This is a genomic window from Ketobacter sp. GenoA1 (assembly GCF_003671475.1).
Classification (GTDB): Bacteria; Pseudomonadota; Gammaproteobacteria; order Pseudomonadales; family Ketobacteraceae; genus Ketobacter.
The window spans coordinates 20,407-45,557 of the sequence record NZ_RCHM01000009.1; the positions used below are offsets into that span (position 1 = coordinate 20,407).

Annotated in this window: 24 protein-coding genes; 8 read left to right on the forward strand and 16 right to left on the reverse strand. The window is 54.0% G+C overall.

Annotated features, from left to right (window positions below; all coding sequences use genetic code 11):
- Position 1: 1 nt before the first annotated feature.
- A complete protein-coding gene (gene arsJ / locus D9N13_RS01510) occupies positions 2–1,228 on the forward strand; it encodes an organoarsenical effux MFS transporter ArsJ (RefSeq protein WP_290585021.1) in 1,227 nt (408 codons plus the stop codon).
- Here arsJ and panC read toward each other — a convergent pair.
- The 10 genes from panC to dksA all read right to left on the reverse strand — a co-directional run bounded on the left by panC (position 1,212) and on the right by dksA (position 12,355).
- Entirely contained in the window at positions 1,212–2,066 is an 855-nt protein-coding gene (gene panC, locus D9N13_RS01515) for a pantoate--beta-alanine ligase (protein WP_290585023.1), read from the reverse strand. The two genes, arsJ and panC, sit on opposite strands and share 17 nt — an antisense overlap.
- Entirely contained in the window at positions 2,066–2,863 is a 798-nt protein-coding gene (gene panB / locus D9N13_RS01520) for a 3-methyl-2-oxobutanoate hydroxymethyltransferase (RefSeq protein ID WP_317622451.1), read from the reverse strand. The genes panC and panB overlap by 1 nt, the downstream gene beginning before the upstream one ends.
- 52 nt (positions 2,864–2,915) lie before the next feature.
- Positions 2,916–3,545: a deoxynucleoside kinase gene (locus D9N13_RS01525; protein WP_290585027.1), complete on the reverse strand. Its 630-nt coding sequence runs from the start codon at positions 3,543–3,545 to the stop codon at positions 2,916–2,918.
- Positions 3,542–4,024, reverse strand: coding sequence for a 2-amino-4-hydroxy-6-hydroxymethyldihydropteridine diphosphokinase (gene folK, locus D9N13_RS01530; protein ID WP_290585029.1), 483 nt, complete (start codon positions 4,022–4,024; stop codon positions 3,542–3,544). The genes D9N13_RS01525 and folK overlap by 4 nt, the downstream gene beginning before the upstream one ends.
- Entirely contained in the window at positions 4,021–5,382 is a 1,362-nt protein-coding gene (gene pcnB / locus D9N13_RS01535; RefSeq protein ID WP_290585031.1) for a polynucleotide adenylyltransferase PcnB, read from the reverse strand. The genes folK and pcnB overlap by 4 nt, the downstream gene beginning before the upstream one ends.
- Before the next feature lie 902 nt (positions 5,383–6,284).
- On the reverse strand, positions 6,285–7,685 hold the full coding sequence (locus D9N13_RS01540; protein ID WP_290585033.1) for a sigma-54-dependent transcriptional regulator: 1,401 nt from the start codon (positions 7,683–7,685) through the stop codon (positions 6,285–6,287).
- On the reverse strand, positions 7,663–10,650 hold the full coding sequence (locus D9N13_RS01545; RefSeq protein ID WP_290585036.1) for a sensor histidine kinase: 2,988 nt from the start codon (positions 10,648–10,650) through the stop codon (positions 7,663–7,665). The genes D9N13_RS01540 and D9N13_RS01545 overlap by 23 nt, the downstream gene beginning before the upstream one ends.
- Positions 10,640–10,816 (reverse strand): hypothetical protein, encoded by a 177-nt coding sequence (locus D9N13_RS01550; protein WP_199767935.1) that lies wholly within the window; start codon positions 10,814–10,816, stop codon positions 10,640–10,642. Before D9N13_RS01550 ends, D9N13_RS01545 begins: the two co-directional genes overlap by 11 nt.
- Before the next feature lie 98 nt (positions 10,817–10,914).
- Entirely contained in the window at positions 10,915–11,823 is a 909-nt protein-coding gene (gene gluQRS, locus D9N13_RS01555; RefSeq protein WP_290585039.1) for a tRNA glutamyl-Q(34) synthetase GluQRS, read from the reverse strand.
- Between the two features lie 85 nt (positions 11,824–11,908).
- Positions 11,909–12,355: an RNA polymerase-binding protein DksA gene (dksA, locus tag D9N13_RS01560; RefSeq protein ID WP_290585041.1), complete on the reverse strand. Its 447-nt coding sequence runs from the start codon at positions 12,353–12,355 to the stop codon at positions 11,909–11,911.
- Between the two features lie 325 nt (positions 12,356–12,680).
- Here dksA and D9N13_RS01565 point away from each other — a divergent pair, with 325 nt between their 5' ends.
- Together D9N13_RS01565 and sfsA are read left to right on the forward strand one after the other, a co-directional pair.
- On the forward strand, positions 12,681–13,856 hold the full coding sequence (locus D9N13_RS01565) for an aminotransferase class I/II-fold pyridoxal phosphate-dependent enzyme (RefSeq protein ID WP_290585043.1): 1,176 nt from the start codon (positions 12,681–12,683) through the stop codon (positions 13,854–13,856).
- 21 nt (positions 13,857–13,877) lie between these two features.
- Positions 13,878–14,579 (forward strand): DNA/RNA nuclease SfsA, encoded by a 702-nt coding sequence (sfsA, locus tag D9N13_RS01570; protein ID WP_290585046.1) that lies wholly within the window; start codon positions 13,878–13,880, stop codon positions 14,577–14,579.
- A 5-nt stretch (positions 14,580–14,584) separates the two neighbouring features.
- On the opposite strand, the gene D9N13_RS01575 is transcribed toward sfsA, so the two are convergent.
- Both D9N13_RS01575 and D9N13_RS01580 read right to left on the reverse strand, forming a co-directional pair.
- Positions 14,585–15,331 (reverse strand): trypsin-like peptidase domain-containing protein, encoded by a 747-nt coding sequence (locus D9N13_RS01575; protein ID WP_290585049.1) that lies wholly within the window; start codon positions 15,329–15,331, stop codon positions 14,585–14,587.
- Between the two features lie 38 nt (positions 15,332–15,369).
- Positions 15,370–15,573, reverse strand: a complete 204-nt coding sequence (locus tag D9N13_RS01580; protein WP_290585051.1) for a bacterioferritin-associated ferredoxin — start codon at positions 15,571–15,573, stop codon at positions 15,370–15,372.
- Positions 15,574–15,853: 280 nt separating this feature from the next.
- Here D9N13_RS01580 and D9N13_RS01585 point away from each other — a divergent pair, with 280 nt between their 5' ends.
- From D9N13_RS01585 to D9N13_RS01600, 4 genes are all read left to right on the forward strand, one after another.
- Positions 15,854–16,228, forward strand: coding sequence for an MAPEG family protein (locus D9N13_RS01585; RefSeq protein WP_290585053.1), 375 nt, complete (start codon positions 15,854–15,856; stop codon positions 16,226–16,228).
- A 257-nt stretch (positions 16,229–16,485) separates the two neighbouring features.
- A complete protein-coding gene (locus tag D9N13_RS01590) occupies positions 16,486–18,102 on the forward strand; it encodes a GMC oxidoreductase (RefSeq protein WP_290585055.1) in 1,617 nt (538 codons plus the stop codon).
- A 65-nt stretch (positions 18,103–18,167) separates the two neighbouring features.
- A complete protein-coding gene (locus D9N13_RS01595; protein ID WP_290585057.1) occupies positions 18,168–18,929 on the forward strand; it encodes a hypothetical protein in 762 nt (253 codons plus the stop codon).
- A 327-nt stretch (positions 18,930–19,256) separates the two neighbouring features.
- The gene (locus D9N13_RS01600) at positions 19,257–19,754 is read left to right on the forward strand and encodes an SCP2 domain-containing protein (protein ID WP_290585059.1); all 498 of its coding nucleotides are present in this window, start codon (positions 19,257–19,259) and stop codon (positions 19,752–19,754) included.
- Here D9N13_RS01600 and D9N13_RS01605 read toward each other — a convergent pair.
- The 3 genes from D9N13_RS01605 to D9N13_RS01615 are packed head-to-tail and all read right to left on the reverse strand — an operon-like array spanning position 19,729 to position 23,086.
- Positions 19,729–20,634 (reverse strand): U32 family peptidase, encoded by a 906-nt coding sequence (locus tag D9N13_RS01605; RefSeq protein WP_290585061.1) that lies wholly within the window; start codon positions 20,632–20,634, stop codon positions 19,729–19,731. The two genes, D9N13_RS01600 and D9N13_RS01605, sit on opposite strands and share 26 nt — an antisense overlap.
- Positions 20,625–21,620, reverse strand: a complete 996-nt coding sequence (locus D9N13_RS01610) for a peptidase U32 family protein (protein ID WP_290585063.1) — start codon at positions 21,618–21,620, stop codon at positions 20,625–20,627. Before D9N13_RS01610 ends, D9N13_RS01605 begins: the two co-directional genes overlap by 10 nt.
- Before the next feature lie 2 nt (positions 21,621–21,622).
- On the reverse strand, positions 21,623–23,086 hold the full coding sequence (locus D9N13_RS01615) for a UbiD family decarboxylase (RefSeq protein ID WP_290585066.1): 1,464 nt from the start codon (positions 23,084–23,086) through the stop codon (positions 21,623–21,625).
- Between the two features lie 80 nt (positions 23,087–23,166).
- On the opposite strand from D9N13_RS01615, the gene D9N13_RS01620 reads away from it, so the two are divergent.
- Complete coding sequence (locus tag D9N13_RS01620; protein WP_290585068.1) at positions 23,167–23,814, forward strand: UbiX family flavin prenyltransferase; 648 nt, start codon at positions 23,167–23,169, stop codon at positions 23,812–23,814.
- Here D9N13_RS01620 and D9N13_RS01625 read toward each other — a convergent pair.
- Positions 23,811–25,070 (reverse strand): D-amino acid dehydrogenase, encoded by a 1,260-nt coding sequence (locus tag D9N13_RS01625; RefSeq protein ID WP_290585070.1) that lies wholly within the window; start codon positions 25,068–25,070, stop codon positions 23,811–23,813. The genes D9N13_RS01620 and D9N13_RS01625 overlap by 4 nt on opposite strands.
- Between the last annotated feature and the right edge of the window lie 81 nt (positions 25,071–25,151).

Below are 25,151 nucleotides of genomic sequence, written 5' to 3' on the forward strand. Positions count from 1 at the left end.
CATGGAGCGTTTGCGCCAGTTGTCTCCGCAGCTGCGCCAGTACTTGCTGGTGACGGCCAACTATTGGGCCTTCACCCTGACCGATGGTGCCCTGCGTATGTTGGTGGTGTTGCATTTCCACCAGTTGGGGTACAGCCCTCTGCAAATCGCCTTGCTGTTTCTGTTTTATGAATTCTTCGGCGTGGTCACCAATCTGACCGGCGGTTGGCTTGGCGCGCGCCTGGGCTTGAACCGCACCATGAATCTTGGATTGTTGCTGCAGGTCGTGGCGCTGGCCATGTTGCTGGTGCCACCGGCCTGGTTGACCGTGGCCTGGGTTATGGTGGCGCAGGCATTGTCCGGCATCGCCAAAGACCTCAACAAGATGAGCGCCAAAAGTGCCATTAAGCTGTTGGTGCCCGCTGATGCGCAGGGCACGCTGTATCGATGGGTGGCTATTTTGACCGGCTCCAAGAATGCGTTAAAGGGCGCGGGGTTTTTTATGGGGGGCCTGTTGCTGATGGTGCTGGGGTTCCGGGGAGCGGTGTTGTTCATGGCGGTGGCGCTGGCGTTGATTTGGCTGTTGAGTATGGCCAGGCTGCGGCGTGATTTCGGTAAAGCGAAAAACGCCCCTAAATTCAGCCAGATTTTTTCCAAAAGCAGCCCGGTGAATACTCTGTCAGCGGCCCGCCTGTTTCTGTTCGGGGCGCGTGATGTTTGGTTCGTGGTGGCCTTGCCGGTGTATCTGGCGGTGAGCCTGGGGTGGGATCACTGGCAGGTGGGTGGTTTTCTTGCCCTGTGGATTATCGGCTATGGCGTGGTGCAGACTCAGGCACCGCGCCTGACCGCGCCGACCGGCCGCACACCGGATGGCCGTGATGCCCTGGGTTGGGCCCTGGTGCTGTCTATCGTGCCTGCGTTGATCGCTGCCCTGCTGTGGCTGGAGGTGGCGGTGCAATGGAGCCTGTTGATCGGTTTGCTGGTGTTCGGTGTGGTGTTTGCGATTAACTCCTCGCTGCACAGTTATCTGATTGTCCATTACGCCGACGCGGACGGCGTATCGCTGGATGTGGGATTTTACTACATGGCCAATGCCATGGGGCGCCTGATGGGGACGCTGTTGTCCGGCTGGCTGTTTCAGTCCCATGGATTGGCGGTGTGCCTGTTGGTGTCGTCCGGGTTTGTGTTGCTGGCGGCGTTGCTGTCGGCGGGGTTACCCCATCACCGCCGACTTAATCCTGCAGCCTGAAGTCGATGTTATCGATCAGGCGCGCTTTGCCCATCCTGGCGGCCGCCAGGATCACCAGATCCTTGTCGCCCGCTGTGGCCGGTGCCAGCGTATCGGCCCGACAAACGTTGAAATACTCAGGCTCGAAGCCGGCGGCGCTGAGGGTTGCGTGGGCCTGCTGTGAGAGGGAGTCGTAATCCCGCTCGCCATTCTGAATGCGCTCTTTGGCAGAGCACAGGCATTGATACAGGGCCGCTCCACGTTCTTTCTCATCGACGCTCAGGTAGCCGTTTCGGGAGCTCATGGCCAGGCCGTTGGCCTCGCGCACGGTGTCAATGCCAATCACATCGATATCAAAACACAGGGCGGTGGTCATGCGCTTGATTACGGCCAGTTGCTGAAAGTCTTTCTTGCCGAACAGGGCCACATCGGGTTTGACGATGTTGAACAACTTGGTGACGACGGTGGAGACCCCATCGAAATGGCCGGGCCGGGCGGCACCGCAGTGACGTTCCGTGATCTCGGTGACCACCACTTTGGCCCATTGGTCCTGGTCACCGGGGTACATCTCATCCACCGATGGCGCGAACAACAGGTTGCACCCGGCGGCCTGCAGTTGGGCGGCATCCGCCTCCAGGGTGCGGGGGTATTTATCGAAATCCTCGCCCGGGCCAAACTGAGTGGGGTTTACAAAAACGCTGGATACCATGACATCGCATTGCTTCAGGCCTGCGGTGACCAGGGTGATGTGCCCGGCGTGCAAATTGCCCATGGTGGGTACAAATCCGATCCGTTTACCCGCCATGCGCTGTTGGTGCACGTGATCGCGCAGTTCTTTGATGGTGTGTACTGTTTTCATCAGTCGAAACCATGCTCCGCTGCGGGGAATGAGCCATCTTTCACGGCCGCCACGTAGGCGCTGAAGGCGCCCTGTATGGTGCCGTCACCCGCGGCCATAAAATTCTTCACAAATTTGGCAGGTTTGCGGGTGGTGGCGCCCAGCATGTCGTGCATCACCAGCACCTGGGCATCGGAAGCCGGCCCGGCACCAATGCCGATGACGGGAATGGATACTTTGGACATGATCTCCTCCATCAGGTCGGAGGGAATGCATTCAAACAAGAGGATCGCTGCGCCGGCCTGTTCCGCCGCCAGTGAATCCCGGATCAACGCCTCCCGTTCCGCCGGATCGCGGCCCTGCACTTTGTAGCCGCCAAACTTGTTCACCGATTGCGGGGTCAGGCCCAAATGAATGCACACTGGCACTCCGCGCTCGGTTAATTTTTTAACGCTGCCCGCCAGCCACTCACCACCTTCCATTTTGACCACATGGGCGCCGGCGCGCATGAGGGCGGCACAGCTTTCCAGGGTCTGTTCTTCGGTGGCGTAGGTCATGAATGGCAGATCCGACATGATCAGAGCGCCCTGGTTACCACGTTTGACACACTCGGTATGATAAATCATATCCTGCAGAGTAACCGGCACCGTGCTGTCGTGGCCTTGCAGTACGTTACCCAGGGAATCCCCTACCAGCAACACTTCCACCCCGGCGTTGCTGGCCAGGTGGGCGAAGGTGCTGTCGTAGGCCGTCAGGCAGGTAAATTTGCTGCCTTCCTGCTTGAGTTTGTTGAGGGTGGAAAGGGTAATAGCCATGATTGGTGCTGCTCCTTCTGAGTTGCTGTTCTTTCAGGAAATACCGCGTTCCTGATTAGCCGGCAACTGGATTGAAGTAGTGTCTGCCACTGCGAATGGACAGAATATACTCCACCAGATTTTCATAGTCACGGGTGCTTTCTGCCAAGTTGAGGTGCTCGGTATTGACGATCAGTAACGGCGATTCGTCGTAGCGCAGAAAAAAATCCACATAGGCTTCACTGAGCCGGGCCAGGTACTGATCAGTGATGTTTTGTTCGCAGGCGATGCCCCGTCTTTTTATGCGGGCTTGTAACTGGTCTACCGGTGCCTGCAGATAGATCACCAGATCCGGGCACGGAATGCTGGAAATGACATGCTGGTAAACCTTGTCGTAGAGGCTGAATTCATCATCATCCAACGTCAGGCCGGCAAACAGGCGATCTTTATGAATCAGAAAATCCGCCACCCGCACCGGTTCGAACAGATCGTTCTGGCGCAGAGCATTCAGTTGTTCGGCGCGCTGCAACAGAAAATATAACTGGGTTTGTAACGCCCATTGCTTCTGATCATGGTAGAAACGTTCCAGAAACGGGTTTTCATTGGCCCCCTCCAGCAGCAGGTCATAACCGAACGTGGCGGACAGTTTATGGGTGAGAGTTGTTTTACCCACGCCGATGGGGCCTTCCACCACGATGAATTTCATAGGGGCCACAGACCCTGGTGGTCGAGCATCGCCATCAAATCCTGAACCCTGCGGCCATCCGGCAGGGCCAGGTCCGGATTCAAGTCCAGTAGAGGTTGCAAGACAAAATTGCGTTCAGTCATTCTGGGGTGTGGAATCTGTAAACGTTCGGTTTCGATCTGCTTATTGTCAAACAGCAGCACATCGAGATCCAGAGTTCGGGCTACCCACTGCTGTGGGCCCCGTGCGCGCCCCTGTTCCCGTTCGATGGCCTGCAGCTGATCCAGCAGGGCATGGGGCTGCAGCCGGGTTTCCAGCAAGGCCGCGGCATTGACGTAATCCGGTTGCTCACCGGGGCCAACGGCAGTGCTGCCATAAAAGGGGGATACGGCCACGAGGGTTGTTTGGGGGATCTGGCGGATGCGGTCAACGGCGCGTTGCAGTTGTTGCAGGGGGTGTTGCAGATTGCTGCCCAGGCCGATGTAAACCTGCTGCGTCATGGGTTGGGCGGTGTACTGCGGCGGCGGTTCTTGTAACGGCGACGGCGGCGGGGTTTGTTGCTGCCACCCAGCGACTGGCACAGGTTGGCCCGCTCTTCGGCATCGGCTTCCTGGTATTGGGTCCACCACTGGCCCAGGCCGGGTTCAATTTCACCGGCCTCTTCCCGCAGCAGCAGCATGTCGTAGGCGGCGCGGAAGCGGGGGTGCTGAACCAGGCTCTCGCAGCGTTTCAGTGAGCGTTGTGCCAGCCGACCCTGTAGTTCCCAGATTTCGCGCATGGGTATGCCGAAGCGTTTGGGGATGGAGGTACTCTGGGTTTGTTCGCTGATGACCTTTTGAATGGCTTTTTGCAGTGCCGGGGTGGCATGGGTACCCTTTTCCTGCTCTTTTTTCCAGGCCATCTGCAGCGGGCCCCACAGTAACACCGCCAGCAGAAACGCCGGTGTCACCGGTTTGCCTTGCGCCAGTCGATGGTCTGTGTTGCGCAGGGCCAAATCAATCATTGCCTGCATGCCGGGTTCGTTGTTGACCTCAGGTACCGATTGCGGGAACAGCCAGCGGGCCAGCTCATACTCCACCAACAAGGGCCAGACTGCCTGGGCGTAGCCACCCAGAAACAGTTTCAGCACTTCTTCAAACAAGCGTGCCGCGGGAATCAGCCCCAGCAGATCAGACAGCTCGCGAATGGGGGCTGCGGTTTTGGGTTCGATATCAAAATCCAGTTTGGCGGCAAAGCGCACGGCTCGCAGCATGCGCACCGGGTCTTCCCGGTAGCGTTGCTCCGGATCGCCGATCAGGCGCAGGGTACGGTGCAGAATGTCTTCGTAACCATCCACGTAGTCCAGTACCGCGCCATCGGTATGGCGGTAGTAGAGGGCGTTGGCGGTGAAGTCGCGGCGCACGGCGTCTTCATCCAGGGTGCCGAACACATTATCCCGCAGCAGCATGCCTTCTTCCGATTGGGATGAGTGGTTTTCATTGGTTTCCGACTTGCTGTGACAGCCCCGGAAGGTGGCTACTTCAAGTATTTCCCGGCCAAAGCGCACATGGGCCAGGCGAAAGCGCCGGCCGATCAGGCGGCAGTTACGGGGAAATACTGCCTTGATCTGTTCAGGGGTGGCGCTGGTGGCAATGTCGAAATCCTTGGGGTGCAGGCCAATCAGGCCGTCACGGATGGAACCGCCCACCAGATAGGCTTCGTAGCCGGCATCGGTCAACCCATCCAGTACCGTGAGGACGCTGCGGCGAATGTCTTCTTCCGGAAAGTCGTGCTCGCCCCGGGGAATGACTCTGGCAATGGGGGTTTCCGTGTTGCCTGAGAGGAGGCCTTTGATTTTTTTAATAAGCCGTTTAGGCATGCTGCGGGTCGCGTATCCGTATTAATTGAACGGTTGGGTTGGTTGGGGTCTGATTCTAACACCGACTGACCGGAGTAATACACTCCATTCAATAGGTTAGACGCCTATTTGGCAGGTTGGTAGGGTTTTTTGGGTGATCCTAAAAGCAAAAAGGGAAAGCCTTTCGACTTTCCCTTACGCTTCATGCTTGTAGTAGTTTTTATAGAAGCTCTATTCTTTTTTCTGACTGGGCCCGAAGGCCCAGTCTTTGTGCCGACTCTTATTGTTGTTGTTTAGCGATCTGTTTTTATTGTTATTATCGCATTTCTTATTTTTATTTTCGTTTTTTTGGTGGTTGTGGCAGTAAGAGGGATTTTTCAATCTAAGCCATTTATTATTGTTCTTGTTATGGCTCACAACCCGAAGGTTGTCATCTTTCTGTATGCCACTTAAAAAGTGACCACCGAGCTTTATTATTATTTTTATAGCTTTCGACTGTTCAAGGGTGCCGTTTTATTATTGTTATTAGTTATTTCGGCTTACCCTTGTTGGTACGCTAGATATATAGCAGGGCGCGTGCCAACTTGGTCCAAAATAAAAATATTCATATATAACATGTAGTTATGAATGTTACGGGATGTAAACAGGGCAAAAGGTCAATATTCTGTTACCGGGTGACTGTGTAAGTGTTCCCGCTGGTGTGTAGGTCGGTAACACTTGTGTGTAGGGGAACACAAGTAACACGCCCGTTACGCTTGGTTAAATTTGTTAACATTTCAACGTTTTGAATGGGAAAAACCTTCAGTGGGTAAGGGGCGCAGGAATGGTTTGGTCACTGTGCAGGGTGCAGGCAGTAACAATCCGTAACATAAGGTCAAAATTTAGACAGGTGTTACCGGTGGAAGTGTGTCGGATTTCTGTCTTTAGCGGGAGGCGGGCTTTTTACGGGGGATGCCAAGTCTTTGACGGCGTTCCCACAGGCATTTACGGCTGATACCCAGTTTCTGGGCTAATTCGGTTTCGGTCATCTGTTCCTGATGTTCCAACACGAAACGCTGGAAGTAGTCCTCCAGGGACAGGTCTTCAGCCGGGTCTTCCACGTCATCGTGATTGTTGCGGTTGATGGGTTTGGGCAGGGGAACGTCATCATCCAGCTGATAGGCAGGCTCTGAATGCATGTCCAGCGCCAACAAATCCGGCGCAATCACCTGGCCGTCACACAGGATCACGGCCCGTTCAATGGCGTTTTCCAGTTCCCGCACATTGCCCGGCCAACTGTATTTGTTGATGGCGGCAATGGCATCATTGGTAAACGACATCTCTTGCTTGGCCATGCGCCGGGTGGTGCGGGCCAGCAGTTCGCGGGCGAGCTTCTCAACATCAGCACCCCGTTCCCGCAACGGCGGTAGCTTCAGCTCCACCACGTGCAGCCGGTAATACAGATCCTCCCGAAAGCGGCCCTCTCTGGCCAGGTACTTCAGGTTGCGGTGGGTCGCCGCCACCAGGCGCACATCCACGGTTTTGGATTGTACTGAGCCTACACGGCGGACTTCTTTCTCCTGCAGCAGACGCAGCAGGCGGGCCTGGGCTTCCAACGGCAGTTCGCCGATTTCATCGAGGAACAGGGTGCCGCCGTCGGCCGCTTCCACCAGCCCCTTGCGATTGGCATTGGCACCGGTGAAGGCACCTTTCTCATGGCCGAACAGCTCGGATTCAATCAGGGTTTCCGGTATGGCGGCGCAGTTCACTGAAATCAGCGGGCCGCCGTGACGCAGGCTTTGGTCGTGTACAGCCCGGGCCACCAGTTCTTTACCGGTGCCGGATTCACCCAGTACCAGCACGGTGGAATCCGTGGGCGCCACCTTTTGGATATTCTTGAATAACACCTGCATGGATTCGCATTCCCCGATCATGCCGTTCAAGGGGTAATCGCGGCTGATCTGGGATTTCAGGGCGTGGTTTTCCCGCTCCAGTGCCTTTTCTTTCAGAATGCGTTCCACTGACATCAGCATTTCGTCATGATCGAAGGGCTTGGCGATGTAATCAACAGCGCCCATCTTCATGGATTCGACGGCAGACTTAAGGCTGGCGTAACTGGTCATTACCAGTACCGGCACGCCTTCCGCCTGGGGAATGATGTCGGTGCCGGGGGCGCCGGGCAGGCGCAGGTCGGTGACGATAAGATCGAAATCACCCAATTTAAAAGCATCGATAGCATCCTGTACAGCTCCGGCTTCGCTAACCTGGTAACCGTTTCGCTCCAAAAGACGACGCAAGGCGTTACGTATGACTGCTTCGTCTTCAACGATCAGGATGTGGCTCATGCTGTTCCTCGTGGTCGACTTCGGAATTCTCCCCGGATAACAGGGTATAGCGGGGGAGAGTTATGGTAACACGGGTTCCGCCTTTTTCGGAATCCAGTGGGCTATGTATTGCGATCTGACCGTAGTGCTCTTCAACAATGCTGTACACCAGCGACATACCCAGGCCGGTGCCTTTTCCCGGATCTTTGGTGGTGACAAAGGGCTCGTAAATTCGCTTGAGCACTTCCGGCGCAATGCCGCTGCCGTTATCCTCGACGTCAATGACGATGGTGTGGTCTTTTTCGTGGCTGATGACCTTGACTTCACCGCCACCGGACATGGCATCCCGGGCATTGCTGAGCAGGTTGATGAACACCTGCGTCAGACGCTGCTGATCACCTTTGACGCAGTGGTTGGGGTCGGCAAGGTTGGTGAAACTGACCTGAGTGACCTCTTTGTTCAGGCTCAGCAGGTCAATGGCCTCCTGGGCACACTCAAAGACGTACACCGGCTCCATGGCCACTTCGGTGGTGCCGCTGTGACTGAAGCTTACCAATGACTGTACGATACGACTGATGCGTTTGGTTTGATCCAGAATCTGATCGGCACTGTCCAGTATTTCCGGTTGCTTGCTGTCGTAACGCAGGTTCTGCGCCAGGCAGGCGATGCCGGTGATGGGGTTGCCGATTTCGTGGGCGACACCGGCCGCCAGCCGCCCCACCGACGCCAGGCGCTCATTGTGGGCCACATGGTGTTCCAGCATCTTGACCTCGGTGGTGTCTTCCACCACCACCACCTGTCCGCTGTTGGCTTGATTGAGCTTGCCCAGGCCGATGGCTGCTTTATGCAGGCTGATCCAGCGGTGGACACCTTCGAGCTCCACTTCCACCTGCTGATTGCGGGATTCGTTGACGATGAACTGGCTGAAGACGGAGTTCCAGGGTTCCGGCAAATGGCTGATCTGGGAGCCCAGGATCTGATCCGGTGACACCCGGGTAATGGCTTCCAGGGCGCTGTTCCAGCCCAGCACCTCACCGTCGCCACCCAGGGAGCAGACCCCCACCGGCAGATCCTGCAGAGTTTGCCGGTGGAAGCGGCGCAGGCTGTCCAGCTCACCGGCCAGGCCGGTGAGCTTGTCGTGATATTCTTCCAGCCGGCTTTCGATAAAATGAATGTCCTGGCTGTCAGTGTTGTTGGTCTGAATCACATAGGGTACCGAGCCGTTCATGATTTCATGGGCCACCGACGGGCCCAGCAAACCGGACAGATTGCTTTCCAGCTGGTCGCGCAGACGGCGCAGGGCATAGGGGCGGGTTTCATCCAGGCTCATGGCCAGATCGTTGAGCGCCAGTTCCACCTCCCGGCGGGCGGTGCTGGCCCCCAGGGGTTTTGACAGGCGGCCGATGAATTCGCGGGCCGACGAGATGGACAGCTCCCAACGCTGCGGCCGCCGCAGGTTGTCGACATTGCAGGTTTCTGCGGCCTGCATTTCGGCGGGGGACGATTCCGTCAGCATGGAGACGATGCCGAAAATGGTGGAATTGATGAAAATAGCGAAGGTGGCCACCATGTAACTGTTGTTGGGGGTGGGAAACAGGTCATCGAACAGCAGTGGTGCCGAGATCTGGAACTGGATCCCCAGCAGTACCGGCAGCAACAGGCCGAACAACCACACGCTGAGGCCCGCGGCCAGACCGGCAAGAAAGCCGTCTTTGTTGGCTTTGGGCCACAGCAGCACCCCAAATAAGCCGGGTACAAACTGCATGGTGGCCACAAACGCCAGAAAGCCCAATTCCGACAGGGTGTGCTTGTTCTGCATGACCACATAAAAGCCGTAGCTCACCAGGATGATGGCGGTGATCAGCAGGCGGCGCATCCACAGCAACCAGGAGTACAGGTTGCTGCGGCGATAGAAAGGGGCCATGGGCAACACAATGTGATTGAGAAACATGGCCGACAGCGACAGGGTGCAGACGATGATGACGCCGCTGGCGGCAGACAGCCCCGCGGCAAAGCCGAGAATGGCCAGCCAGCGGGATTCAAGCGCCTGCGGTACCAGCAGGGTGAAGTATTCCGGATTGCTGAAGATGTTCAGTTTGGCCGCCGCCCAGACGATAATCAGCACCGGTAGCGCAATCAGGAACAGATACAGGGGCAAGCCCCAACTGGCGGTCATGATGGCACGGGGGTTGAGGTTTTCGGTGAACGCCATATGGAACATGTGGGGCATGGCCACTGAGGCCACGAAGAAGGCTGCCACCAGGGCGCGCCAGGGGCCTTCCTCCAGAGGTTGGTAGAGTGACACCAACTGCTCCGGATGATCCGACAGCCAGTCGTTGAGGCCGGCGGGGCCACCGAACACATCGATCAGAATGATGGCCCCCAGCAACAGGAAACCCACCAGCTTGACCAGGGATTCAAAGGCAATGGCCACCACCAGGCCTTCGTGTTTTTCCCGGGTGCTGATGTGGCGTGCGCCGAACAGAATGGCAAACATGATGATCAGCAAAACAAAGACAAAGGCCAGCATCTCCTGGGAGGTATCTTCATTCAGAATGTGGACCGCATCGGAAACCGCCTGAATCTGTAACGCCAGCAGCGGCATGATGCCCACCAGCATGGTGATGGTGACCACGGCGCCCACTACCGGGCTGCGGTAGCGAAAGGACAGTAAATCCGCCAGGGAGCCCAGTTGGTAGGTTTGGGTAAGCCGCAGAATGGGCGCCAGAATGATGGGTGCCAGCATGAAGGCGCCGGAAATACCCAGGTAATAGGCCAGAAAGTTGTAGCCGAAATCGTGGGCGAAGCCGACCGCACCGTAGATGGCCCAGGCGCTGGCAAACACCCCCAGCGACAACACGTAGGTGGCCGGGTGGCGAACAATGCGGGCAGGGATATAACCGTGCTCAGTGAGGTAGGCAACCAGGAAAAACAGCAGCAGGTATCCAACACCGATACCGAACAGCTGGGCAACACTAAAATCCATCCAGATCCCGACTCCGAGCAATCCAGAATGTAACGGCAATCAGCAGGCCCCATACGATAAACGGGCGCCACCAGGCCGTTCCGCTTTCTGCCCACCATTGCATAAGGGAGGGCGAGAGCACGTAGGCACCAGCGATAAAGATGAGAACCAGCCGATCAATGTACATGACAATAACCAGTATAAGACGTTTGTTGATGGTACGTGAGGACGCAGGGTTGTGCAAAGTCAGAGTTGTGGTGTCTCTCGGGTCGGAGCCTGCAACGGTTACCGGATCTGCTGTTGCGGCAGATAGCGCGCGGGCGGTACCCGTTCTAGCTGCCAATGTTCGCAGGCCCATTGCAGAATGGAATGGGCACTGGCGCCGTTCAGTGTTGCCGGCGGTTGCTGACTCAGGGTCTGCAGGCAGTACATCAAATAGGGAGCCGGCGCGGCCAGGGGAATGGGCTCGGCATGGGTCTGCTTGGAAAGTTTCTGTCCATCTGCATTGACGATGACCGGCAGGTGCGCGTAGTGCGGGTGCGGCAGGGACAGCACCGTTTGCAGGTGCCAGTGAGCAAAGGTGGATTCCAGCAGATCGCTGCCGCGTACGATATGCGTAATGCCCTGATCGGCATCGTCCAGTACCACCGCCAGGTGATAGGCATACAGGTGGTCTTTGCGTTGGATAACAAAGTCGCCGCCCTGTTGTTGCAGATTGCAGTGCAGGGGCCCTTGCAATGCGTCTTCGAAATGGATATCGGCATCCTTGACCTGCAGCCGGATAGCATGGGGCTTTAGCGGTGGGATGCTGCAGCCCCGGCAGGTGCCGGGATAGGTGTTGGAACCGCTGCGCGCCTGAATCTGCGCGCGGGAGCAGGTGCAGTAGTACGCCAAACCCTGATCCAGAAGCTGTTGCACGGTGCTTTGGTAGCGTGCCTGTCGCCGGCTTTGGTACAGCACGTCGCCATCCCAATGCAGACCAAAGTGCTGGAGCGTTTCCAGAATGCGATCGGCGGCGCCTGCCATCTCCCGGGGCGGATCGAGGTCTTCCATGCGAACCAGCCATTGGCCGCCGTGGGCTTTGGCATCGGCGTAACTGGCCACTGCCGTCAACAGGGAGCCGATGTGCAGGGGGCCGGTGGGAGAGGGGGCAAAGCGGCCGATGTAAGTGCTGTCGGGGGCGGGCTGATTCATGGTTGGAACGGAATGTGCCGGGTGCTACAACAAAAAAGGCACGGTGATCGAACCGTGCCTGAATTGGTTGAGCAGAGATGCTGGATCAGGTGCCCCACTGTTTCTCTTTGATTTCCTGCAGCGTTTTGCAGTCGATGCAGAGCGTTGCGGTGGGTCGTGCTTCCAGGCGCCGGATGCCGATTTCGATACCGCAGGCATCGCACCAGCCGTATTCTTCTTTCTCGATGGAATCCAGTGCCTGATTAATCTTGCGGATCAGTTTGCGCTCGCGATCACGGGTACGCAGTTCAAGGCTGAATTCTTCTTCCTGGGTGGCACGGTCAGCCGCGTCGGGAAGGTTGATGGATTCATCTTTCATGTGGTGAACGGTGCGGTCCACTTCTTCCATCAGTTCCTGGCGCCAGTTCAGCAGAATCTGCTTGAAATGCTCAAGCTGGCCTTTGCTCATGTACTCTTCGTCTTTCGCCGGCTCGTAGGGTTCGAAATGGGAACGTGAAAGCTCGACGACGTTTTTCTTTTTTCTTGTTGCCATTAGCGTATTCCTCGCAACTGCTCAATCTTTAATCTATATCAGCAAATTCCAAGATTGGCAAATCCTTGATATTGCTTGACCTTATGGTATTCCACATTAGGCTTTCCATCCTGTGGTGCCGGGGCCAATCCACTCAGGGTTGTAATCATCGGGCCTGTTAGTTCATTGTTCAGGCTGGCGGCCGCCGAATATAACTGCGTGTTATATGGGGCAGAATCGCCGTCCTCCGACGACAAGCGCCCGATCATAACCCCATTTTCAGGGCTATGGAATACTATGTGGGTGTGATCTTTTACCACTTTTATGAAAAAACAATGACAAGGGGATGGCAGCTTTGCGAAAACTGGCAGACAGACTGGACAGCATTACCTCATTCCACGTAATGGTGCTGATGGAGCAGGCGCAGCAACTGGAGCAGCAGGGCCGCGATATTATCCATCTGGAGGTGGGTGAGCCGGACTTTCCGACACCCCAGGCGGTTGTGGCTGCCGGGGTGCGCGCCATGGAGGCGGGGCAAACCCGCTACACCACTGCGTTGGGGTTGCCGGCGTTGCGCGAGGCCATTTCCGGGTTTTACCAAAGTAAATTCGGGATTGATGTACCGGCGGGCCAAATACTGATTACCCCCGGTGCCTCCGGCGCCATCGGCTTGCTCACGGCGTTACTGTTCAATGCCGGCGATGGTGTGCTGCTCACCGATCCCGGTTACCCCTGCAATGATAATTTTCTGCACCAGGTGGGTGCTCGTCCACAACGCATTGCGGTGGGCGCGGACACAGCCTATCAGTTATCGGCCGGTTTGGTGCGACAGCACTGGCAAGCCGATACCCGTGCTGCCTGGGTGGCGTCGCCGTCCAATCCCACCGGCACCGTGATTCCGCTGGCCGAGCTGGACGCCATCAAACAAGCGGTGGATGCGCGGCAGGGCGCCCTGCTGGTGGATGAAATTTACCATTGTCTGGTTTACGATCAGGACCCGGTGACGGCGTTGTCTCTGCCGGATGAACAGGACAGCCTGTTTGTGATCAACAGCTTTTCCAAATATTTCAATATGACCGGCTGGCGATTGGGTTGGTTGGTGGCGCCGCAGCAGCATGTGGCGGATCTGGAGAAACTGGCGCAGAACTATTATCTGGCGGCACCGACGGTGGCCCAGTATGCGGCGCTGGCGGCCTTCAGCGAGGATACGCAGGCGCTCTACGAAGACCGTCGCCGCATTATGGGGCAGCGGCGGGACTTTCTGCTGGAGCACTTGCCGGAATTGGGGATCTCGGTTCCCTGCCGGCCACAGGGTGCCTTTTACCTGTATTGTGACGTTTCCGCCATCACCGATAACAGTTTTGAATTCTGCCAGCGGTTACTCCACGGTTGCGGGGTTGCGGTGACCCCGGGCCTCGATTTTGGTGCCCACCAGGCCAGTCGTTACATTCGCATTGCCTACAGTGCCAGCCAGGAGCGCCTGCAGGAAGCCATCGATCGAATCGCCACCTTTATCGCTTAATTTGAATGATCCGGATACCTTATGAAGTTTGATCCCCCTTTGACTCAGGGCACGCTGGTGAAGCGCTACAAACGTTTTCTGGCGGATATAGTCCTGCAAGACGGTACTGAACTGACCGTGCATTGCCCCAACACCGGTTCCATGAAGAACTGCAATGAAGCCGGCAGCACCGTGTGGATTTCTGACAGCGGCAATCCAAAACGCAAATACCGACACACCTGGGAGCTGGTGTCGGTGGGCAATGGTGCCATTGCCGGAATCAATACCGGCCGCGCCAATGGGTTAGTGAGAGAAGCCATAGCGGCGGGCCAGGTGCCTGAACTGGATGGTTACGACGTTATTCGCAGCGAAGTGAAATACGGCGCGGAAAACAGCCGAATTGACTTGCTGCTGGAGTCGGCCGCGGCGCGGTGTTTTGTCGAGATCAAGAACCTGACCCTGGGTGAGGGCGACATCGGGTATTTCCCGGATGCGGTCACCGAACGTGGCCGCAAACATTTGCGTGAGCTGGAAGCCATGGTGCAGCAGGGTCATCGTGCGGTACTGTTTTTCTGTGTGCAGCACAGCGGCGTAACGGTTGCCAGGCCGGCGGACCATATCGATCCGAAATACGGCGCAGCCTTACGTCAGGCCCATGCCGCGGGCGTGGAAGTGATGGCCTGGCAATGTGACTTAAGCGCTCAGGAAATCGTGATCGCCAGGCCGTTACCGGTGCAGTTGTAAGAGTATCAAGCGGCGCGCGGTTCGGTCAGGGTCATCAGGATGTCGGCATACCAGGCGCAGTTCAACCCCAATGCTTCGTCCAGCTGTAGATCCCGGGTGCCCACGTCCAGACGCGAGGAGTGCACGCCCAGCAGCAACCAGTGGAATTCCGGTTGCTCCGCCGGGCCTGATTCCACCCGCATCACCACCGGTGCGCCACTGATACCGCGATGGGTACGTGCATCCGTCAAAAAGTAACCCATGCCCTGAAAACGCAAACCAAAGGATGACGCCAGCATGGCCTGCCGCACCACCGGCAGGTTATGCAGGGTATCGGAAAATCCCAACGGAAATCCCACCACCATAAGCGGTGTTCCCACTTCCACTTTGGTATCCGGCTGGCACAGTGTGTGGGGGGAAAACGCCTGATATAAAACGCTGCCGGGCAGGGCATTCTGTTTCAGTTCGATTGCCACCACGTCAATGGTACCGGAACTGTCTTTGGCCTGAATCCATTGCGCCTTGCCGGACTGGTACAGCGGAATGGAAAAGTTGGCCGACTGGGCCAGGTTATCGGTGTTGGTGAAGAGTTTGATCTGAATCCGGTCCGGAAAGTGATTGTTGTTTTCATCAATGACCACGTGTCGGCTGGTAATCAGGTAAAGACGCTCATCGCGTTTGAAAAAGAAGCCGGTGGCATTGGTGCGTTCCTGATTCTGAACAAAGGTACTGATCTGGGCAATGGATAAAAGAATGGGGTCGACAGCGGGCATGACAGTTCACCTCCGAAGGGGCACTACCATACCAAATTTCAGCGGTTTCCACAGGCAGAAGTTGAGGTTTGACCCTGATTCATCAGCTCTTTCTGCACGATCAGTCTGGCTTCTCCCATGCACTTGCCGCATTTGCCACCCAGGTTGCAGTGGCGTCGCACCTGGCCAAAACTACAAGCCCCCCGGCGTATGCTTTCCCGCAGCTGACGGTCGGTGACATCCTTACACAGACAGATATACATGGTGGTATCCCGCTTTGACGCTACTAGTCTCTATTCTGGCCATTGCACTGAGAGTGACAGGCATGAACAATTCAGCAAAAGCCGCGCCAATAGCAATCATTTGCGCTTATGGTGATATCTTTCTGATTTTGTGAGATATTTCCAGCAAGGCACGGGCCGTGCCTTGCTGGGCTTTTTGTTGCAAAGGCAACAATGGCGACGCAGTCATAACGCGACATGCCCAGTGGGCCGTTGATGGCAGGCCTGTGCGATCCATAAAAAATCAGGATTAGGGGGAAACATGACAATTGCATACTGGTGTGTGTTGGTGGCCATTCTGTTGCCGTATCCATTCACAATGATCGCCAAGGCCAGCAAACGGGGCTTTGATAACAGCAAGCCCCGCAGTTGGCTGGGAGAACTGGAAGGGCGCGGCGCCCGCGCCAATTGGGCGCAGATGAACACCTTCGAGGCATTACCGGGGTTTGTCGCCGCGGTGATCGTGGCGCATCTGGCCGGGGGGCCACAATACTGGATTGATTTGCTGTCCATTAATTTCATCGCCCTGCGCATTGCTTATGGCGTTACCTACATTGCGGACAAGCCCACATTGCGCTCCCTGTTCTGGTTTTTGGCGCTGGGTTGTGTCGTGGCTTTATTCGTGGTCAGCGCTTAAAGCGTGACATAAACAGAGCTCGTTATGTTCTGCAATAAAGGAGGCGGCTTATGCCGCCTTTTGTTTTGATTGTTCTCATTTTTTAAAGAAAGCCTGCCTGCTTCGGTTGTATTGGGCCAGCCCGGTTTAATATTTCCCCTGTATTAACAATTGATTTCGTTAGCTGTTCAGTACTATGAGGCTGTTGCGGGTGAAACTGAGCCTGCCGTTTGAAACACAGCTCTTAACTGACAACAACAATACGGATCATAACAATAATGAAACGTCGCGATTTTTTCAAAGCCGGTGCCGCTGTTGGTGCCGCCGGTGCATTGGCTTCGGCTTCGCAAATAGCCGCTGCCGCTACCCCCGAAGAAAAATACCGTTTACAGGTTCCTGAACTGTTCAATCCGGTCAGCCGGCCCCCGGCCTATACCCCGGCCATCGTTATAGGGTCAGGCTTTGGCGGTGCCATCTCTTCCTATCGTCTGGCTCAGGCCGGCATTCAAACCACCGTACTGGAACGGGGTTGTCGTTGGCCTATCGACCCCTGGCGTAAAATTCATCCCAATGATTTTTTCCCGGATGGCCGTGCCTATTGGCATCGTACCAGCGCGAAAATGCTGACTGGCCTGACCACCAGTTTTGATAAATTCGGTGGTCTGCTGGACGTAACAGAATACGAAAACATAGACGTGTGGCGTGGCGCCTGCGTCGGTGGTGGCTCGAAAGTATTTACCGGTGTGATGATTGAACCGGAACGTCAGTATTTCGAAGCCATCTTCGGCAATGTGGTGAATTATGAAGAAATGCGCAACGTGTATTACCCTCGCGTGCGCGAGATGTTGCGGTTGAGCCCGCTGCCGGATGATCTTTATTATAAGCCGTCATTTGGCCATTCCCGGGTCTGGGATAAACAGGTGCGCCTGGCGGGTTATGAGCCGGAGCGCATTGACGGCATCTGGAACTGGGATGTGGTGCGTAAGGAGTTTCACTACCGCAGCCGGCCTTCTGCCTCAATTGGTGAAAGTAATCATGGCAACAGCAACGGTGCCAAGTTTGATTTAACGCAGAACTATCTGAAATACGCAGAACAGAGTGGGTACACCAGTATCTATCCCGGTATGCAGGTGAAAAGCCTGGGTCAGGACAGTAACGGTCGCTACCTGGTGGAGATCGAGCAGATTGATCCCATGGGGGAGATCATTGATCAGTTCACGTTATCCTGTGACTACCTGTTTATGGCTGCCGGCTCCATCGGCACCACTGAACTGTTGCTGAAGGCCCGTGAATTGGGTGACCTGCCTAACCTCAATGAATTCATTGGCGAAGGCTGGGGAACCAACGGTGATACTGCGGTGGTGCGCACGGTGAGTGAATTGCAGGGGCTGTACCAGGCTTCACCTTCTGCGGGCATCATCCGCGACGATCGGTTTGGCCCTCCCATTACCATGGAAAACTGGTATGCCCTGCATGTGCCTGTGAACCTGACCGCCATTGGTTCCCTGGGCATGGGCTTTGATATGACTAACCGGTGCCGTTTCCAATACGATCCGGCGACGGATTCCACCACCTTGTTGTGGCCACGGGAGGGTAACGCCGATGTGGTGGCGGCTACCCGTGAGATGAACAACCGGATTGCGGATGCCAGCCTGACTCTGCCCGGCTTGTTGGGTGTGGTGCCGGATGTAAATGATTCCTTTACTGCACATCCATTGGGCGGTGCCATTCTGGGACAGGCCGCGGACGCTTACGGTCGTCTCAATGGTTATGACCGTCTGTATGTGATGGACGGTGCCATGATCAATGGCAGCACGGGTGCGGTGAATCCTTCCCTGACTATTTCGGCTTTGGCAGAGCGCAATATCGAAAACATTCTGATGAATGATTTCTGATGGCGGCATAACAATAACAACGAAGGTTTGAAACGATGAAAAAAAATAGGATAGTCCGATGCGCGATGCCTGCTCTGCTGGCGTCGGCTGTGATCATGCTGCCCGGCTGCGGTGGTGAGGAACAGCCACAGGATGATGTGGTACGTAAAACGTCAGGCAGTGCCAACACCCAGGGTCTGTGGCGCATGATCGAAGAATTTGATGGGGAAACTTTCTATTCTACTCTTATGATTCAGGGTACCGGTGCCAGTGCCACCATGGTGGACTGCAGTCGCGCCTTTGAGGTGGATGCCATTACCCGTACCGGTAATGTCTACACCGGATATAACCATGATCTGGCACCATTGCAGGTCATCAACAACGACACCATGGAATGGCGCTACGACAATCAGATCCGTGAGTTCGAAAAAATGGATAATCTGGCGCAGTTCAATATGGGCGAGTTTGAAGTAAGCTCGCCCCTGTTGCCGGATGTGGTGGCGTCGAATCTGGTGTGTGTGCAGTATTCAGAAACGGATCTGGGTGATTCCCTGGTGTTGAGCACCAAGGTTTTGGGTCAGCCGTTGCTGGTAACGATCCGTACCGAAGGGCGAATGGCGGAAGGAACATACAACATCGAGCCCTATGGTAATGAAGATGCCATGGTGATCCTTGCCGGTTCCTACTGGGCCAATACGACGTTGACCGGTTACGATGAAATCTCCGAGGGTACCCTTACCATTCAATCCCGCGGCAATGTCTGGATTGAAGGAGAGGTACAGGGCGTGCTCCGCAATGGTATCACGCCCATCCGTGTCAGCTTTAACGTGGAAACGCCACTTAACTGATATTGAAGAAGGCGATTTGTTCTTCCAGCCAGCCATGGTCAGCCATGGCTCGCTGGCTGTGTTTGCGCCTGCCATGGTCTCAGTGTCCAATCCAAAGCTTCAAGCCCAAGCAAAAAATCACGTAGCATCCAAACCACTACAATTCCCCTTATTATGTTTACAGCAGAGATGCAGCAACACATTCAGTGTGTGATTGTCCATCTATTTAAGAATGAAAAATCAGAATGACTTTCGGGGATTATTGATCCATATCATTATGTAGCACACCACGACTGGTATTTATAGTATTCAGATGGGCTCTTTCACCAACACAAAGGAGTTGTCTAAATGCCAGCTAAAGGCCCCTTCTCGCCAACTTTTCCACTGCAAACCTTTCGTGCTGTACATCCGTTTTTTAAGCGACAGCTACACCATGCACCTTTTTCGCTGATTCAACCCATAATGGAACGGATTATGAGAGATGCATTCGCAGAAGCATTAGCAACGGGTGAACTAGACTGTCTAATAGGACGTTGGCTGGAAATCGAAATAACAGACATACCTTTGAATTGGTTCGTGACCATGGGCAAGCATTATCCGGTACTGGTTAAAACTCCGATGAACTCCGATGCGAGTATTAGAGGGACACTAAAAGCGTTTATTCAACTTGCAAATAACGAACTGGATCCGGACACTTTGTTTTTTCAACGCCGCTTATGCATTGAGGGGGATACAGAGCTCGCCCTGCAGATTAAAAATCTGTTATATGCAACCGAGCTCTCGGGTGTGGCTCGATTCGCCAGCAAAAAGCTAAACCGGTTTATTCATTTGGCAGAACCAGATTAAACCCTGGTTTCCCCCACCAATAACCATTGCAGGTGGTTGATGCCTCGATTTCCACGGGCACGGGTACTCCTTGCCGATAAGTGGACAGAATCGAAATGGGGCGCTCTATTGCCATATCACCTTCAGCTACCCTGTAATGAGTTATCCCTAAAGACAACATTTTATTGTAATAACCCAGCAAATTGCAGCTGGCTTCGGACTGGACCTGGATACCATTAATCCGAAACAAGGGTTGGTTGTCTTGACTGTATAAGGGCATCCCCTCGGCATAAGCGCCGCAGCGAAATTCGCATTGATCTTTGGGTCGGTTTTCTGAGCGTGCGGTAAAACAGCGAGCAGAATGAGCAAGGGTAATTCGGCCAAAAACAAGCAATTCTGTTTCCAGCCCATTCAGCTCACTCTCTTTAGAAAGTCCTAGCAATAGGGCTTTAAGGGCATCTCGGGAAATTTCCACAGGTGGTTGCCAACGCTGCATCCCGGACCGCCTTAAACACTTTAAGGTATTTAAGTTATAAGCGTTTAAGGCGGTGCCTGCCACAAAGGGGCGCCGCAGTGAATGAGCTATTTCCACGGCAGCCATATCGTTAGCTTCAATCCAATAGTCTGATGCCTTTAAAAGGCTCCGTAGATAACTGATTTCTGATTCTGATTCAATAAGCGTCAGCGTGGACATTACTACTTGCTTTCCTAGATCCCGTAACACAGCGGCGATATCAAGCCAATCGGAGATCGACAGTGCTTTTCGTTTGGAGCAGACTGTCTCCCCCACGTAAACAACGTCAACCGGTAGTTCAGCAATCCGTGCGTAATAGTCCAGGTAATCGTTTCGTGACCAAAAGTAGGGAACGGGTGCTACGGATATTTGCGGTGTTATTGCCATGATCGGTGGTACGCTCCCAATGTTGTCTGTGACCCTTCAGACAAATCTGATAGTAACTGCATCCAACGTTGCTGAGGCTGCCAAAGTTCGGTTGTTTTTTCAAAGTCATCCAATGCTTCTCGCCATACCTGGGTTACCGCTGCAACATAAGCGGGTGAGCGTTGGCGGCCTTCAATTTTGATCGCCGCTATACCTGCAGCGGATAACTCAGGAATTAGATTTAAGGCATTAAGACTGGTGGGCTCCTCTAATGCGTGAATCAGATTGCCGTTAATATGGAAGCGCCCTTTACACAATGTTGGATACGCAGCCGGCTCATCGGGCTCATAGACATCAATCAATATTCCATTTAAACGGGTTTCCAATTGATCTCCCTTGTTTTTCCATTGCACCGCGTGGGCGGGCGAGCAGACGCCACTATTGTTGGGCGAATCCCCCGTCAAATAAGAAGACAGATAACAGCGACCCTCCGCCATGATGCATAACGACCCAAACCCAAACACTTCTAATGGAACACTGGACTTATCCGCAAGCCGTTGTACTTGCTTTAGGGAAAGCACACGAGGCAGAACCGCTCGCTTTATGCCAAAATTAGAGTGATAAAAATCAAGCGCAGGCTTATTGGTGGCAGAGCCTTGAACAGATAAATGCCGATTGATCTGCGGGTAATGTTCCGTGGCATAATCGAGTACTCCGAGGTCCGCGATTATTAAAGCATCCACACCCAGCTCGGCACCACAATCCACCGCTTCACACCAATGTCGAAACATGGCTTCTTCAGGGTAGGTATTAATGGCCAGAAAAACCTTCACTCCCCGCGATTTTGCATAGTCAACAACCGTCTCCAGGCGAGTCGCTTTGAAATTCAATCCCGGAAAGAAACGAGCGTTGGTCTTGTTGTTTAAACCAAGATAAACTGCGTCAGCGCCGTTATCAACGGCAGCTTTCAATGCAGGAAAATTGCCTGCTGGACACACCAGTTCCACGATTACACCCCCAATGTTTCCCACAACTGATCAACTTTTCTAACTACAGCATCACTCTGGCGAATAGGAATACCCCATTCTCGCTGCGTTTCTCCTGGCCATTTATTGGTGGCATCCCAACCTAGTTTGGAGCCAAGCCCCGATACCGGTGAAGCGAAATCCAAATAATCAATGGGCGTGTTATCCATAATGGTGCAATCCCTGCGTGGATCAGTACGTGTGGTTATGGCCCAAATGACATCAGACCAATCCCGCGTGCAAATATCCTCGTCAACAACGATGATGTACTTTATATACATGAATTGGCGCAAAAAACCCCAGACTCCCATCATTATTCGTTGTGCGTGCCCTGGATACTGCTTGCGAATGCTGATTACCGCTATGCGATAAGAGCACCCTTCGGGTGGTAAATAAAAATCCACGATTTCGGGGAATTGCTCAGCCAGCATTGGCACAACAAGCTCGTTCATCACTTCCGCCAGCACCGAAGGCTCATCGGGAGGCCGTCCGGTATAGGTACTTAAATACACAGGATTGGCACGATGAGTGATACGTTCGATCGTCATCACGGGAAATTTGGCTTGCTCATTATAGTACCCTGTGTGGTCACCAAAAGGCCCTTCCATGGCTTCATCACCGGGCATTAGATAACCTTCAAATACAAACTCGGCATTGGCTGGTACTTTTAAGGTATTACCAATGCAGTTCACCAAATTAGTTCTGGCGCCCCGCAGTAACCCTGCATAAGAGTATTCAGAAAGTGTATCGGGAATAGGCGTGACCGCAGCCAACAACATGGCCGGATCAGCACCAATAACCACGCTAATAGGGAAGGGTTTCTTGGGGTATTTTTTTTGCCAGGCTTGATAATCCAGCGCACCACCACGGTGTGACAGCCAGCGGACAATAACACGATTTCGGCCAATAACCTGTAAACGGTAAACACCAACATTCAAGCGCGGCTTTAACGGCCCTTTGGTCACTACCAAAGGCCAGGTTATTAGTGGCCCAGCATCCTCAGGCCAGCACCATTGTACCGGAAGCTGCGCCAGATCAACCGATTTTTTGTCAACAATCACTTGCTGACAAGCACCGTGGCGGCTCTCTTTAAGCTGCATATGCAACGCGCTTTTCAGTAACCCCAGTTGACTAAAAATGGTTTGCAACTTTTCGGGTGGCTTCGGGGTTTTTAGTTCCGCCAACAAACGGCCGAGCAGACGGACATCGGCTGGACTCGCCAACCCCATAGCGCTGGCTATACGATCTTGCGTACCAAATAAATTCGTTACAACGGGAATATCAAACCCCGTGGGAGCAGAAAACCAAAGGGCTGGCCCGTCTTGTGCCAATACCCGTGACGATACTTCTGTCATTTCTAATCTTGTACTAATAGGTTGGCTAATACGCACCAACTGACGCTCATCTTCCAACTGGTTTAGAAAATCCCGTAAGTCTGAAAATCCCATCAATACTTCCTCTCGAAGTACGATGGTAATCTCAGCACCCTATAGCTTGTTGATCTACATCAACCACATAATAAAAAATTATGAAAAGATGGATCGAATCCGACATAAGCGATAAAAGGCAGGAACAAGACAGAACAATGATTACTCTTGCAATTACAGGTGCCAGCGGTTCTCAATATGGCCTGCGTTTATTACAGCTTTTAGCCCGTGAAAAAATGACGGTTTATTGTTTGTTCTCTACCGCAAGTAAAGTGGTTATGGAAACTGAATTTGATGCAACGTTTCCCAAGACCGATTCGAGCATTCCGTCGTTCCTGGAGAAACGCCTGGATTGCTCACTCGACACTGTACGCTTTCCAACGGAGAACGACTGGTTCTCCGCTGTCGCTTCCGGCTCGTCAGCCCCCAAACAAATGGTGGTTTGCCCTTGCAGCATGGGCACGCTAAGCGCTATTGCTTGTGGTGCCAGCAACAACCTAATTGAACGAGCCGCCGATGTTGTACTTAAGGAAAACGGAAAACTTATTCTTGTTCCAAGAGAAACGCCGCTTTCCACTATTCATCTGAGTAACATGCTTACCCTTTCCCAGTATGGCGCCACTATATTGCCTGCCATGCCTTCATTTTATTCAAACCCGAAAACAATAGACGATTTGCTCGATACCGTTGTACAGCGAATTCTTGATCATATTGTACTTCCCATCCGAGTCAGTAGACCCTGGGGTTAATGAAATCGACTCAAAGCATAGGGTTCAGTCATTATCATGGGTGAACGTTTCAATACCAAATCGGCGATTAGCTGGCCCGAACCCGCAGCCCCGGTCCACCCCAAATGACCATGACCACTGTTTAGATATAAACCCTGAATGGGTGTCTTGCCCAGCAACGGTATACCGTCGGGTGTCATGGGCCGAAGCCCGGCCCAAGCCTGACAATCATCAAAATTTGTTGGCACCGTAACGTCTGGCAACAAACGAGATACATAATCACGTAACAGGTTGATCCGCTGAGCGACCAGCGTTTTATCAAAACCGGCTAATTCTGCGGTTCCCGCAATTCGTAATCGACTACCTAGCGGCGTTATCGCAACATGATAATGGTCATCAATTAAAGGTCTTTCAGGATAAAGCGCCTGCTGTCCTTCAAGCGTAATAGAATACCCCTTGACAGGCTGTAGTGGTAAATGAAAGCCAAGATCCTGTGTCAGCATTGGCGAGGTGGCACCCGCCGCCAATACGCAGGCATCACATCTGATATCACCCAGGGTGCCGGAAACACCTACCAGCCGACCTTTTTTTACATTCAGTTTAGTGATAGGCGCGTTAAAGTGAAATTGAACGCCTTTAGCTTCACACCCATGGGCGAGCGAGCGACAGAATAAATGAGCATCTCCCGACTGGTCATTGGGGTAAAACAATGAACCGGCGAATTGACCAGCTGAACCTGCTAAACAAGGTTCCAACGATTCAAGCTGATTTGCGGACAGTAACTGGAACCGAAGCCCTTCTTGCTCATAGGCCTGTGCAATACGATGAAAGTAGTTTAATTCAGTGCGATCACTGAACAACTTAATCGTACCTTTCTTGGCAAGTTCGAAAGTTGAGGGCAAATGCTCCGCGAGTTTTGACAGTGTGATCAAGCTATAGTGCGCAAGCCGCATATTCAGCATGGTATGATAGCTGTGCTTTTTGCTCGAAGAGTTTTTAAGAAACAGCAACCCCCAGCGCCATAGGGCTGGCAGCACCGACCATCGCACAACTATGGGTGCATCCTGACGCCCTAACCAGCGTAGCAGTTTACCAAGCACACCAGGATGGTTCCAAGGATCCGCCATGCTTGGTGTGAGCATGCCCCCATTTGCAAAACTCGTTTCCAAGGCGACACCTTCGCGCGCCTCCACTACGGTGACAGTCACTCCCGCCGCCGCCAAATGCCACGCCGCTGATAGCCCAGCTAATCCTGCACCTACAACCAATACGTTCATGAAGGCGCAGGCTAACCCATTGCTGTGTACCGCTCTTGATTTAGATCAACACAACCATCACACAAGTCATATTATAATAGT